Source organism: Pseudoalteromonas sp. MB41 (assembly GCF_020966275.1).
In the GTDB taxonomy this organism is placed as follows: domain Bacteria; phylum Pseudomonadota; class Gammaproteobacteria; order Enterobacterales; family Alteromonadaceae; genus Pseudoalteromonas; species Pseudoalteromonas lipolytica.
The window spans coordinates 41426-55233 of record NZ_JAJJZF010000028.1; the positions used below are offsets into that span (position 1 = coordinate 41426).

General features: G+C 41.5%; 13 protein-coding genes and 1 pseudogene. 11 read left to right on the forward strand and 3 right to left on the reverse strand.

The window, feature by feature from the left end; genetic code table 11:
* Entirely contained in the window at window positions 1–144 is a 144-nt protein-coding gene (locus LPA49_RS22410; protein ID WP_348535099.1) for a hypothetical protein, read from the reverse strand.
* 159 nt (window positions 145–303) lie between these two features.
* On the opposite strand from LPA49_RS22410, the gene traN reads away from it, so the two are divergent.
* The 3 genes from traN to LPA49_RS19225 all read left to right on the forward strand — a co-directional run bounded on the left by traN (window position 304) and on the right by LPA49_RS19225 (window position 5067).
* Complete coding sequence (gene traN, locus LPA49_RS19215) at window positions 304–3453, forward strand: conjugal transfer protein TraN (protein WP_036973800.1); 3150 nt, start codon at window positions 304–306, stop codon at window positions 3451–3453.
* A 70-nt stretch (window positions 3454–3523) separates the two neighbouring features.
* On the forward strand, window positions 3524–4474 hold the full coding sequence (locus tag LPA49_RS19220) for a hypothetical protein (protein ID WP_036973802.1): 951 nt from the start codon (window positions 3524–3526) through the stop codon (window positions 4472–4474).
* Between the two features lie 314 nt (window positions 4475–4788).
* Entirely contained in the window at window positions 4789–5067 is a 279-nt protein-coding gene (locus LPA49_RS19225; RefSeq protein ID WP_036973803.1) for a hypothetical protein, read from the forward strand.
* Window positions 5068–5105: 38 nt separating this feature from the next.
* Here LPA49_RS19225 and LPA49_RS19230 read toward each other — a convergent pair whose 3' ends face one another.
* Window positions 5106–5999: a LysR family transcriptional regulator gene (locus tag LPA49_RS19230; protein ID WP_036973804.1), complete on the reverse strand. Its 894-nt coding sequence runs from the start codon at window positions 5997–5999 to the stop codon at window positions 5106–5108.
* Between the two features lie 159 nt (window positions 6000–6158).
* Here LPA49_RS19230 and LPA49_RS19235 point away from each other — a divergent pair, with 159 nt between their 5' ends.
* From LPA49_RS19235 to LPA49_RS19260, 6 genes and pseudogenes are all read left to right on the forward strand, one after another.
* Complete coding sequence (locus LPA49_RS19235; protein ID WP_036973805.1) at window positions 6159–6917, forward strand: SDR family oxidoreductase; 759 nt, start codon at window positions 6159–6161, stop codon at window positions 6915–6917.
* Between the two features lie 74 nt (window positions 6918–6991).
* Window positions 6992–7999: a zinc-dependent alcohol dehydrogenase family protein gene (locus LPA49_RS19240; protein ID WP_036973806.1), complete on the forward strand. Its 1008-nt coding sequence runs from the start codon at window positions 6992–6994 to the stop codon at window positions 7997–7999.
* A 22-nt stretch (window positions 8000–8021) separates the two neighbouring features.
* Window positions 8022–9029, forward strand: a complete 1008-nt coding sequence (locus LPA49_RS19245; RefSeq protein ID WP_036973807.1) for a zinc-dependent alcohol dehydrogenase family protein — start codon at window positions 8022–8024, stop codon at window positions 9027–9029.
* A pseudogene (locus LPA49_RS19250) lies at window positions 9029–9356 on the forward strand (transposase); the annotation flags it as partial. The gene LPA49_RS19245 and the pseudogene LPA49_RS19250, both read left to right, overlap by 1 nt.
* Window positions 9357–9430: 74 nt before the next feature.
* Window positions 9431–10627 carry a low temperature requirement protein A gene (locus LPA49_RS19255; RefSeq protein ID WP_230237499.1) on the forward strand — a complete coding sequence of 399 codons (1197 nt, stop codon included), beginning with the start codon at window positions 9431–9433 and terminating at the stop codon, window positions 10625–10627.
* A gap of 382 nt (window positions 10628–11009) precedes the next feature.
* Complete coding sequence (locus LPA49_RS19260) at window positions 11010–11174, forward strand: hypothetical protein (RefSeq protein WP_230237501.1); 165 nt, start codon at window positions 11010–11012, stop codon at window positions 11172–11174.
* Window positions 11175–11367: 193 nt separating this feature from the next.
* On the opposite strand, the gene LPA49_RS19265 is transcribed toward LPA49_RS19260, so the two are convergent.
* Window positions 11368–11667 carry a hypothetical protein gene (locus LPA49_RS19265; RefSeq protein ID WP_036973809.1) on the reverse strand — a complete coding sequence of 100 codons (300 nt, stop codon included), beginning with the start codon at window positions 11665–11667 and terminating at the stop codon, window positions 11368–11370.
* A gap of 230 nt (window positions 11668–11897) precedes the next feature.
* Here LPA49_RS19265 and LPA49_RS19270 point away from each other — a divergent pair, with 230 nt between their 5' ends.
* Window positions 11898–12173, forward strand: a complete 276-nt coding sequence (locus LPA49_RS19270; protein WP_199530303.1) for a helix-turn-helix domain-containing protein — start codon at window positions 11898–11900, stop codon at window positions 12171–12173.
* 2 nt (window positions 12174–12175) lie between these two features.
* The gene (locus LPA49_RS19275) at window positions 12176–13447 is read left to right on the forward strand and encodes a HipA domain-containing protein (RefSeq protein WP_230237502.1); all 1272 of its coding nucleotides are present in this window, start codon (window positions 12176–12178) and stop codon (window positions 13445–13447) included.
* Window positions 13448–13808: the final 361 nt, after the last annotated feature.

Consider the following 13808-nt stretch of genomic DNA (forward strand, 5'->3'; position numbering starts at 1 on the left):
TTATCTTGGAAGCTCGATGCCTTTAGGCGCGAGTAGTTCACAAACTCTTTTCTGGGATTTACTTTGTTTACTTGCTCTCTCAAATCTTCTGTGAAGTTCTTTTTCTAGTGTAGGGGCATCCTCACTATAGATCATGGCATGTATATCAAATGATAATGGAGCAAAGGCACCTCTGAGCCTTTTTACTCTATCAGGTGGCTTTAATTGAGCAAATTTTAATTAAAAATCTAATGAAAATTAGGATTTAGATGGAAATATAGATTTTAAAATATCTTCAAATCAATAGTCATGGCTCTATGTTTAATGAAGTGTTTTAAGAAAAAATTAACCGGATATACAATCATTGCAAGCATGGTTGGTCAAACCATTGCTGTATCAGTAATTGGGGTATGGGCTGGGTTACTATCGATTGCCACTCCATTTGAAACAGCTATTGCTGCACAGGAACGGTTTGACCAAATTCAGCAAAAATACAAAACTGATGATCCAACAAATAACCGCTCCGATGATCAACGTTTAAATCAAACGTTATTAAAATACCCACATCAAACAGTCATAAATCCAAATCGAGAAAATGAGATAATTCAAAAATACTACCTAACCCCACAGACATCTAGAACAGTTGATTTGTCTGCTTATGGTAATTATGGAGACAATGCACAGCAGCAGATTGAAGATAGCGTAAATGTTGCGAGAGACATGTCAAAGTCAGCTGTTGTTCCATCGACTAATGCTAGTGGAGGTTTAATTACAAATTATAGTAATGGAGGAGTTTCGCTTACAAAAGATGATAGTGGTAATTATGTTGGGACTATTGATGAATCAAAAGTTACTGAGCATGTTTCTAATCAAAACGAGTACACTAGCTCAGAGCTAAATCACTCTCAAACAACACTTGAGGCAGACAGTCACTATGGTAATGAGACAGAGTTTTATGCTTCAGGAACCACTAAAATAAACAGTTTGAAAACTGACACTGCTAGTGATGCAACTGTATACCAAACAATTCAATCAATTCAGAATGACAATAAACTCCCAGAAATAAACCCCAGAAGCAGTATTTTCAATTACGGATTTAATGAAGTTAATGATGCCCTTGACGGTACCGGATCATGGTTATCGTCATGTACAGATGAGTCAGTTGACATAACACGTGAATTTACATCAACACAATCAACAAATCATTTATGTATGCAACCCCTTGCAAGCAATAGCTTATATTGCGAAGTTGAAAGAGCTACACCAGTTGCTTATGACGTAATAGTGCAAATGGCGGGTAAGGGTAAGCAGTTTTTAACAGTAGAATTTGACCTAAAGAAGCAAACTGCTAAGACAATAGCCCCAACCGATTCAATTGCAACAGAGCTGAAATTTGAAGGTCCAAGTTTTGAAGATTTCTGCACAGTTAATAATACTAATATTAATAGGGTAAGCCTTGGTGCTTGGCCTAACACCACACTAGATGGAAGTATTGATGAAAGTACTTGGATTCGAGAGTTGCAAGCGCCAACATGTGCAAATGGTTTAAAAGGTATTTTCCAAGTTGAAGATAAAACTGATGATGGTGGTGATACAAAATGGATCTTGAACGCTCAAGTAAGATACAGGTTTACTGGTGAAGTAGGGGAAAACAAGCAGTATCCAGCTGGTTGCTATGATGCGATTGAAAGTGAGCTTAAGGAAAGCAATGGCTTAGCAGGGTTTAGAGACACTATTAGTGGTGGTACTGAAAGCCGGTTTGAAGGTTTTTGTAAATTTGATAGCTATACAAATATCGAAGTTGGTAGCGTTGGATTACCCCCAGAAATATTAGAAACAGTCCTTCCTTTTTATAATGGTGATACAGGAAATAAAACTTGGAGAGTTAACCTTGATGGATACAATTGTGATCCTACTAAAGGTGAAGATTACTGTATTGTAACTCGGAGAGCCACTGAGGAAGAAAAAGCAGCAGGGATAGGGGATGAATTCCAATGTTATTCCTGGGATGAGATAGAATCTCAACCAAACCACTGCACTACCTACCAAACTGATACGCAATGTCAAGAAATTGAGAGAACATGTGCTGAAGGGTGGCTTTGGGAGCGAGATGACGCCGATGATATTTGCTTCGCTTACACAATTGAGTATCAATGTGATGAGGAGGTTGTTTCGACTGTAACAAGCTCCGTAACACAGAATACCTGTGCGGCTACATTGCCTTGTGTTGGAGGGAATTGTGAAACATCAAATAGTGAAGTTAATGATCAATTCGCAGATGTTCTTGCTATGGCTACAGTAATACAACATATGGAAGATGGGATGAACTGTGAAGATCCTACAGACCCATCAACGTGCACTATTTTTAAAGGTGAAGGCAAATTTTGCTCTTGGGAGCCAAGTGGTTTAGGTAATGACTGTTGTGAGGCTCCTGATGGTGTTGATATTTATGAATATGCACAAGCTGCTTATGGCATGCTACAAGCAGATGCATTTGTAGCTGGACTAGATGGAACCAGTAATGCTGTAGTAGGCGGCTATCAGAGTCTGAGAGAACCTATTGCTAATGCAGCTACAACTGCTGGTGAAGCTGTTTCAAGCGCTTGGTCTTCAGTGTCTACAGTATTTACTGATGCGGCAAGTACTGCGGCAGGTAATGCAGTAGGGGAGGTGGTTGATGCATCTGGGGCCGCAATGGATATTTTCTCTAAACAGGCTATGGAAAAACTACAACAAGCGGTTATGAAATATGTTTATGATTCGATTCCAGAGGAGTTAGCTCAGGCATTAATGACAGAGACTGTTAAGAATGGGGCATCAACAGTGGTGCTATCAGAAGGGGCAAGTCAAGCTGTAGCGGTAATTGGTTATGTATATGCAGCATACATGGTGTATCAATATATTAAACTAGCTTTAAATTTGCTCACTGCTTGCCACGAGTATGAAATGGATATGGGAGTTAGGCTTGCTACGAAACAATGCATTCCCGCAGGAAAGAAATACTGTGCTGAAGATGCTTTGGGTGTTTGCTATCTTCGCCGCCAAGATTACTGCTGTTATGACTCCATCCTATCTCGAATAATAATGGAACAAGCATCACCAATGCTTGGCCATGACCTAGAAGAATATACAGCAGAAGAAGTTGATGGCTCAAAGATAAGAAATTGCCCGGGATTAACCCCTGAACAACTGTCTAACTTGGACTGGAATAAAATTGATTTAAGCGAATGGATTAACATAATGATCGAGTCTGGTATTGCTGATTTTGATCAAGACCTTGATAAGCTGACTGGTTCTGGTCGAATGCTTAATAATGAAGGTCGAGAAAACGCTGTTGATAGAACAACACAAAGAACTGTTGACGCTGAACTGGCTGATAGAGCTATTGAAACAAGAAGTATCATAAATGCAGATGATATTGATTGTTCATATGTGCCGAGACCATTGGCATGCTATTTTCATAATGATGATTAATGATTATAAAGTTGCGTGATATAAATAATAAAGTACGATAGAGACACTTTCGGGACAAACGAGGAAATCTATGAAAAATATAACTAAAATAGCCTTAGCTTCAGTTATGGCATTAACTTTATCAGCTTGTTCATCAACAAAAGAGCCAATTGTGTTTGATAGCTTTCAAGCAAATGAGGATGACTCATTTGCAAAAACAACAATGCGCTTAGCTGGCAGTAATAAGTTTATGGACAGTGCTGACGGTGATGCAGGGACTCGTAAAGTACCAGGTTCGAGTGCAATGGCTATAGGTCAGTTGTTAATGTTAGATTTTGCTGGAGCAGCCAGTACAGCTATTAATGATAGCATTATTGAAAACGAGCCATTAGTTAATAGCGCTCAATTTATTGTTAAAGTTGATAATGTCGACCAATCAACAATTGAAAATCCTAAAGGTATTATTGCTAGAGCTTCACAAAAGCTTGATGAGATTGCTTTTATGAAAGGGCTTGAAATAGAGTCTGAAAAGACAACAAATACTCAGCGGATTATAACCTATAAAAATAAAAATCAATGTGAAAATTTGACTCTTGTTATAAATCGCTGCGGTCAATACCTTGGACTTGGAAAAGTTTCTTCATATGATCAAGAAAGTAAATCTGCATATGTAATCTTTGAAGCAAATGGAAATTTTGTTTCATTGTATTTAATGAGCGATTACATTGGGGATGATGTTTACTTGTATCACCCAAGGAAATTAGGGTCAGGTAATTGGGATTACAGCTGGGGAATATATGCAGGTTCTCATTTAGTTATTCACAAAGGTAAAGTACATAAATTTATTACTGGGCAAAGTTTTGATGATGGTGTGGATATTAGCGAACTGCGATACGTATTTTTTGAGGAATGGGAAAAAGAAAACAAAAGTGAATACAACGAAAAGTATTACAAAAACCCTAAAGACAAAGGTAAATACTTATACGATTATCACTTAAAAGACATGAGCTTCACCGAATTACCGCTTGATACTAAGTTGTAAATTTACTTACTGTTAAATTTAGTAGGTTTTTTAATATATCACTGTCCAATGCTCCACGTTTGGTATTACGAACACTGGTCTGGGCGAAATTGCCGCCTTTTTAGGCCGGTTTTTTCATTTCTTATCCTTAGGTAAATTTATTTTTCTGAGTTGTTGTTTGAAATATAAGATTTATTTATAGTATTCAAAACTATACTAATCTGTACTAATTCCTATCTTAGATAAAGTAAAAAACTAGATCTCAGTTCATTAGATCAATAGCACTTCTTATATTAATCTACTAAAACTCACCCGCACTAATTGGTTTAGTTACCATGTTAGACAAAGTTCTTGCGCAAGTTAAAACAGATAATTCAGGTTTATTGATTGAAGTACCAGTGTTGCTTAGCGAATATGGTGTATTTGATCCCTTACTTGATTACGTTATAAGCCAGTCGCACATTAAAATTTTGCCATGGGTGAATCGCATTACGTTTGCTTTGCACCTTTGGTTGGATGATGTGTTTTACGACCCAGAAAACCTAAGCGGTGTGATAGTTCGCTTGTATCATCCTGAAGACATTGGTTACAGTTTTTGCAGTCAAGTGAGCTAATGTAGTATTCGCACTTTATGAATATTACTTATGTGCCATTAGCGGTCACTCAATCTTGACACCAAGTGATCAAAAACCAATCGAATACGTTGTGGTACTGGACCACGTTGAGGGCGATAAATATATAAATCCCAAGGCACCGGCTCGACTTCTTCTAACACTCTCACAAGTTTCTCTTGGCGTAATAAGTCTTGGACCAAAAAGTCAGGAATTTGAGCAAACCCCAGTCCATTTTGTATAGCCATTAATTCAGCTTCGGTGTCGGCACTTCGAAAACGTGTTATGGATGGGGTCCACTGTCTGTCCATGGAAAAAACCCATGGCCAAAGCTTTCCCGTATTGCGATCTACTAACCCTGTAGCCGGCAAGTGGTTTAGATCTTCAATAGACGCAGGCTTTCCCACTCTATTTATTAAGTCAGGCGAAGCCACGACATACATATTAATTTTGGTGAGCTGGCGGGCAATAAATCGACTATCCCTCATGAAGCCGATACGAATCCCGATATCTATTTTTTCGTCAACGACATCCACGCGCTCGTCACTGAGTGTCAGGTCTATATCCAATTGAGGATGTATTGTTGAGAGTTCCAGTAATACTGGCATTAAGCATTTATGACCAAAACCAACAGGCGCTGCGATACGAACCCGCCCTTGTAATTCATTACCCGAGTTAGGGGCGCTTGTTTGAAACAATTCATCTACAGCGCGCAGGCGTTCTTTTGCTATCAAAGCAAATTTTTCTCCAACTATAGTCACTTGTATGTGTCGAGTATTTCGATGAAATAAAAGCTCCCCTTGTAATTGCTCTAACTCCTTCACTGCTCGTGTCACTGCCTGAGGAGAAATTCCCAGACGGTTAGCCGCTTCTTTAAAGCTGCGAGACTCAGCCGCGGTACAAAATATCCGGAGCATTTCTAATCTGTTAAGCATCACAGTCACATTCAGTTTTGATATGAATACATTAATACTATTCCATTTTTAGGAATTGTGAAATTAAAACTTTTCCATTTATTAATTTCGGAAGGTAAGTAATAATTTGTTTGTTATTTAGACAGAGTCATTCATTCAACTGATTTGAGGATATTAACTATGAGCAGTGTTTTAGCAAACAACATCAGCAGTAAAGTCGTTGTTATCACCGGTGGTAGCAGCGGTTTAGGCGAAACAACAGCAAGATATCTGGCTAGTCTTGGTGCGTCAGTAGTGTTAGGTGCCCGCCGTATCGAGAAGCTTGAAGCTATTGCTGCTGACATTCGCTCAGCAGGCGGAAAAGTTGCGGTTCAAGCGACAGATGTGACTAGCCAGGACGAAGTGAAGGCCCTTGTAAATCTTGCACAAGAGCGCTTCGGTAAAGTTGATGTGGTTATCAATAATGCAGGGTTAATGGCTATTGCACCGTTAGCTGAGACTCGAGTTGACGAATGGGATCGCATGATTGACATCAACGTTAAAGGTCTGCTGTATGGAGTAGCCGCAGCGCTTCCGATTTTTCAGGCTCAGGGAACAGGCCACTTTATCAATATTTCATCCGTAGCGGGTGTCAAAGTATTCAGTCCCGGCGGCACGGTTTATAGCGGAACCAAATTCGCTGTTCGCGCTATTGCCGAAGGCTTACGCCATGAAGTTGGGGGTAAAATTCGTTCAACAATCATTTCACCAGGTGCAGTCGAATCTGAATTAAAACATGGAAGTTCAGATACTCAGGGTGCAGCCTTTGTAAAAGATTTTTATCAGCAAAATGAAATTCCATCTGAATCTGTTGCTCGTGCTATCGCATACGCAATTGAGCAGCCTGCGGATGTGGATATCAACGAGATTGTTCTGCGCCCAACTGTTCAAGAATTTTAATTCGTTTAATAAAAGACCTATTAACCAGCGGGTGATTTAACCACCCGCTGAATATTCAGTTTGTGAGGTTATTGATGACAGCGTTAAACAGACAAATGCGTGCTTTGGTATTAGATAGCTATGAAGAGGGTACAGCATTCCGGGATGCCCTGATTAACTTACCCTCGCCATCAGCAGGTCAGGTGCAAGTAAAAATATTTGCAAGTGGAGTCAATCCTATTGATTACAAGATCCGCCAAGGTATCGCTCCTTATGCCATGCCGGAATTACCCGCAGTACTTGGCACCGATTTAGCTGGAGAAATTGTTGCTATCGGCGACGGCGTCAGCGACTTTGCAGTAGGTGATGCAGTTTATGGTCTGACTGGCGGAGTGCGAGGATTGCAAGGATCACTGGCTGAATATGCCAACGTAGATGCTGAGTTACTTGCTCTCAAACCGAAAAATTTGTCCATGCGTGAAGCTGCGGCTTTACCTCTGGTTGCACTTACCGCTTGGGAAGGTTTGGTTGACAAGGCGAATGTTAAAGCGGGCCAGAAAATCCTTATCCAAGGTGGAGCTGGCGGAGTTGGACATTTAGCTGTGCAAATTGCTAAGGCCTTAGGTGCCGACGTTTATGCCACTGCATCGACTGGAAAACAAGAACTGCTCAAGGCGCTTGGTGCCACGCCGATTGATTATCACACTGTAAGCCCTGCTGACTACGTGGACGCATACACCCAAGGCAAAGGATTCGATATCGTTTACGACACTGTCGGTGGCTCTGTACTCGATGCCTCATTAGGTATCATTGCACATTATGGACATATTTTAAGCTGTGCTGCATTCAGCTCACATAATCTGGCACCGTCGTCATTGCGCTCTGCAACATTGTCAGCGATTTTTGTGTTACACCCACAGCTCAGCGGAGAGGGGCGCAAACATCATGGCGACATTCTGCGGCAAATTACGGCTCTCGTTGAAGCTGGACAAATTAAGCCACTACTCGATCCGTTACGCTTTTCCCTTGACACGGCAATGGATGCACATAATGCCGTAGAGTTGGGGTCCATGGGTAAAGTAGTTATTGATGTAATTGCTTAAAAGGTCATTGTTGAGGATGCATATGAGCCCAAGAAAACTAGTTCGAACTGTTCGTTTCCATGAATTAGGTGGTCCCGAGGTGTTAACTATTGACTCGCTGGCGAGTCCAAGTTTGCAGGCCACTGATGTTCGTATTGCGGTCAAAGCTGTTGGCCTCAATCGTGCTGATGCCATGTTTAGGCGAGGCAACTATATAGAAAAGGCTGACTTCCCTTCGCGAATCGGCTATGAAGCATCCGGGATAGTCATTGAAATCGGGGAAGAGGTAGATCATTTACGCCTTGGGGACGAGGTTTGCATTGTCCCTCAGATGGGGCTTTCTCAGAATGGCTGCTACGCAGAAGAGATTGTCGTACCAAGTGAATATGTGGCACTCAAACCAGCAGGGCTAACCTTTGCTGAAGGCGCAGCAGCTTGGATGCAGTACCTGACAGCTTATGGCGCTTTGGTCGAAATTACTAACGTGCAAAAAGGCGATGCAGTACTGATAACCGCCGCATCGAGCAGTGTTGGATTGGCTGCGATTCAAATTGTGAATTCTCTGGGAGGTATCCCTATCGCTACAACTCTAACAGGAGCTAAAAAGGCTGCTGTGCTCAAGGCTGGCGCGGCCCATGTGATTGCAACCCAAGAAGAACCGCTACTGGATAGCTTGAAAAGCATCTTGGGAGCAAACAATTTAAAAATCGCATTTGATGCTGTCGGTGGGCCGCAGATAGCTGAAATTGCTGAAGCAATGAGCCCTGAAGGAACAATAATAGTACACGGAGCATTAAGTCCCGAAACAACTCCTTTTCCCTTAAAAATAGCACTTCGTAAAAGTCTGACAGTTAGGGGGTATGTGTTTACTGAGGTTATAAAAGACATCGAGCGTTTTCGCAGAGCAAAGCAATTTATCCACTCGGGTTTATCCGAAGGAACACTCAAGCCTGTCATTGATCGAAGCTTTAAATTTGAAGAGATAGTAGCAGCTCATCACTATCTGGGGTCAAATCAGCAGATTGGTAAAATAGTGGTCGTACTTGATTAACAGATGAAGGAAAACTTTATCTGTGTGTTGTGCTGGATCTGTTTAACCATGTCGTTGTAGGCTGGTTAATACATCACCGACAGGATAGAAAAATGGTTCTGCGAGCGGTGGAGATGGCTGTCTGGCAACGTCCTGAAGCGACACAGGCAATACTGCATTCGGATCGTGGAACGCAATTTACCAGCGGCAATTATCAACGGTATTTAAAAAAGCAACGACTTATTGGGGAGCATGAGTGCTGTCGGTCATTGTGCCGATATACTTTTTTACATCGAGCGGTTTCATAATCCAAGAATGCGACTTAGAGTAGCTAATCAAGACAGGTAGTTTACAAACATTTTAAACCGTCCGTAGAAACGGGGGAGAACCCCCGCCAGAACAATAAGACAAAGGGGTAGTGTATGGTAATTAACGATCTTCTCTGGCGGCGACCACGCCATCACATGGATGTCGATGAAACCCACGACCACGTGCACTGGGTGGAACTTTTCTTCGATCTGGTCCATGTAGTGACAATTTTCATTCTGGGGAATTACCTGTCCCATCATCTGGGGTGGCAAGGATTCTGGGTGTTTACGGGAATGTTCCTGGCGATTTTCTATGCCTGGGCAGACAGTTCGGTCTATAATTCGCTGTATATCTCCACGGACATGCCGCATCGAGTGGTGATGGCACTTAAGATTGTCACGATGATGACCATCGCGGCGGCAATTCCCGACGTGGGAGGTGAAGGCTGGACGTATTTCGCGCTGGGCTATGCGTTGAATCGGGCGCTGACGGCCTATCTTTACTGGCGGGCGCGCTGTACCGACAACGCGGGCAATACGCTGGCGCAGGAACAGGGGCGGAATTTTTTCGTGTTGGCCGGGGTGTTCGCACTGTCGGCTTTTTTGCCCACACCGGTCGCCTACTGGGTGTTTGCCGCCGGCGTGGCAGCAATTCAGCTGCAGTACATGCTGCCGCGCGTAGGCACGCTCCGCTTCGAACGCTTTATGCCTCAACTCGGACACATCTCGGAGCGCTTCGGCCTTTTGATGTTGATCTTGCTGGGTGAAGGCTTCTTTAAGCTGGTGGTCACGCTGGCCGACAAGGGCGTCTACAAAGTCAGCGCGGGTACGATGTTCAATGTGACCATGGGCGGCTTGTCCCTCTTCGCGCTGGCCTGGACTTATTTCGACTGCGCCGGCAATGCAAAACCGAAGAGCCGCACCAGTGCCGTGCTTCTGAGATACTGGCTTGCTCACATCGCGATTTTGTGGAGTGCGGTGACGATTGGCGTTGCGCTGGCCGGAGAAGTCTACGTCGGCCTGTGGGAGCCTTATCCGCCCGGCTACGCCGCGCTTGGCTCGGTCGGCCTTGCGGTTTTTTTAGCTTCGCTATGGGCGCTGCGTCGAACTGTGGCTGATGCCGCCGACAACTACCATAGCGCCGGTCTGAGGCTGTTCGGCATTGTCATGGCGCTGGTTGCGCTAGCCTTTCATCCCCTCGTACCGTCGATTGTCAGCAACGGGCTTTGGGTCCTAGCGCTGTTCTCGCAGATTGGTGTGCCGATTTTTCTAGCGGTAAGAGATACGCGCCGGTCTGATAAAATGCTGTGATGGAACATGGCTATGCCCATGCAATTTGACAGATAGCCGTCAGGGATTTGATGCGCTCTTCTTATGCTCATTAAGCCGGCCTTTTTGTTTTCGTGATCAGTGATTGTCCGTCGGCGCTTCGTCCTCAGTTAGCCGTGCGTCCTCCCGCATGGCGTGCCCCTTCTAAAATAACTGAGCCAATAATGTTCTATTCTGGTTACTTTAATGAACGTAATGTGCCTTAAGGTAATCAATTTGGCACTTTGTGCCTCTTATGTTTTCTGTTCAGCGTGTGCGCAATTTGCTCTGATTTTTTTACTATTTTCAGACTTAGGAGGCTGCTGCAAAAGGAAAAGCTGATAGTCTGACATATATCGAATTTATGATAAAAGGAAAATTAATAATGCCTAATTTCGATCCAAACTTTGAATCTACTCGCTTGGCTATGCTTTCAAAACAACACCCTGACATTGTGAAGGTGCCGGGTGAGGGAGTGTTTCGTGCGGAAGATGACGAAGACCGCCTAAGCGGAACATCTTGGACTCTTGAAGATGAGATTTTTGATTAGGTCACCGAATCTGGCTTCAAGCTATACTTGCTTGAACTTCTGGATAATTTCATAGAATACCGGGGTCAATGTAACGAGCTTCAGAAAAAGGAAGGGATTGTACGTTTCGCTGGTGGCACTTTAAATATTGAACAATTAAATTAAACGTAGCTTAATGTAGTGTCCAGTTTTACTGGATTAGATCACTTTATCTTCATTTGAATAATGACTTTAATGAGCTATTTTTGTCGTTCCAGTAATATAGAAGAAATGGAATTGCACCTTCTTTAATCTCTTCTGCTGAATAGAACTTCTCTGTATTGAAAGCTTTAAAATAAATTCCTTGGGAATAAGCTTTAACTGTTGAGGAAAGAATGAACGCCAAATAGATAAAAACAAGAATTGAGGTAAATATTGTTAATGATGTGGAAATTTGCATCAATGCAAAAGTAACAAGCAATAAAACCATTAGATGGGATAAACTTCTAATTTTATTAATTTTGATTTTGGTCATACATAAAAACCTATTTAAGTTCCTTCTTAAATTTTACCTATTATTCTATTCCTTGTGAGTCTATCTAGTCAATCTGTAGTATCTATATGAATTCAAATTTTCACAAAATATTATGAATTTTTGCTTTTTTTACTGCAACTCTAGGTTTTTCACTAAGTATTGTGAATTTGTTGCCCTGTTGATTATATCCCTCTATTATTCATAAATATCTGTGAATTTTGGTGATCAAAATGGAAATATCTGTTAGTTCAGCAAAGCAATTAGGTAAATTAATATCAGCTGTTAGAAAAAGCCAAGGGTTAGACCAAAAAACAATTGGAGAATTTTCGGGTAATAGTATCAATACGGTAGGTGACTTTGAAAAGGGGAGTGGTTCATTGTCCGTTAGCAGGTTATTTGATTTGATGGAGTCACTTGGTATTGAAATGAAAATAGACTTCGCGCTGCCTCCATCAGATACTTCAGCGCAAAAGAAGCTAATCAAACGCATTAGTGAGATAGTTTGATAATGGATAGATCGCTCACAGTATTTGTAAGTACAAAAAAAATGGGTGAGTTAAAGGATGTGAATGGTTTTTGGGCATTTGAATATTCACAAGAGTGGGTTAACTCAGATAAAAACTTCTCCTTGTCACCGGATATACCAATTCAAAATGAAATGACGTTAGACACAGGTACTAAACGTCCTGTTCAGAGCTTTTTTGATAATCTTTTACCCGAAGAAAACGCGCGCAAATTATTAGCAAAAGATGCGCAAGTTGACTACTACGATTCATTTGCATTACTAGAAGTGTCAGGTATTGAGTCCGCTGGTGCCTTAATAATGTTGCCTAAGGGGGGTGTCTTGCCAGATCCAAGTGCTGAGCCTCTAGAATTATCTGCTCTTTCAGAGAGGATAAAAGCTCTCCCTAAAGCACCATTGAATAAGAGACAAGGTAGTAGGATGTCACTCGCTGGGGCACAATATAAAATGCTAGTTATAAAAAAAGGCTCTGATTTTTTTGAAGGTAATGCAGGTACGCCTTCCACTCATATATTGAAACCAGATCATTCAGAGCCTGATGATTATTGGCAAACGACTTGTAATGAATGGTTTGTTATGAGGCTTGCTAAAATGATGGGTATAGATGTACCAAAAGTGGAGTTATTGTATGTACCTGAGCCTATCTATTTAGTTGAAAGATTTGACCGGTATGGTAAATACCCGAATCAAGAGCGTCGACACATTATTGATGCGTGTCAACTATTGAGTTTTGGTAAAGATTTTAAATATGCAGCTTCAACTGTTGAAATTTATAAGAAGATATTGGGCAAAGTTCGGACTAAGGCACAAGATACAATAAAGCTATATCGCTGGGTTATTTTTAATTTTCTTATAGGAAACGGTGATGCACACCTAAAAAATATTAGCTTTTATTATGGGGATGGGGATCCACAGCTGACACCATTTTATGATTTATTGTCTACGATAATATATGTGCAAGAAGGGACTAAACCACTTGAGCAAAAATTATCAATACCGATAAATGGAAAAGAAACATTTGATGAATTAAGGCGAGATGATGTTTTGGCTTTTGCAAATGAAATTGGCATGCCAGACAAGGGAGCTGCAACTTACTTAGATTCCATGGTTAAAAACATTCAAGGTGTATTTGAGATTCTTTACAAAGAAGTCCTAGAAATGCCAACTACTCCTACACGCGCTGTAGAGTTACGTATGCTAAGGGAAATACAATATAAAGTTTTAAATGAAATGGTGGAAAGGTTAAGAATTAGCTAGTTGCATCAACTAAAGTAAGTTGAAGTATGAGAAACCAAATCATTTGAGCCCCAAAATTGTTTTTGGACAGAATGTATGGTACGCCCCGTTTTGCAAGTTAATAACTAAAATAACGGAGATGGTTTGCGCTAATGTATTCAGAGTCTATTAGAGACTAACATTAGTCCCAGCTCTACGATGAGATCTGCGCCAGATTGTCCTCAAAAACGAGAAAGCATTTTTCTTGCTGAACTGTCCACAAGGTCTTCAATCTGGTGGTCTAACCGTTTTGTCATCATTAATTATCATATGCAAACTGACTTAAACTCTAATTTCAAAAGGCTTCTTCGTGGTCATTACAGACCAAGCTATTCTTGCTATT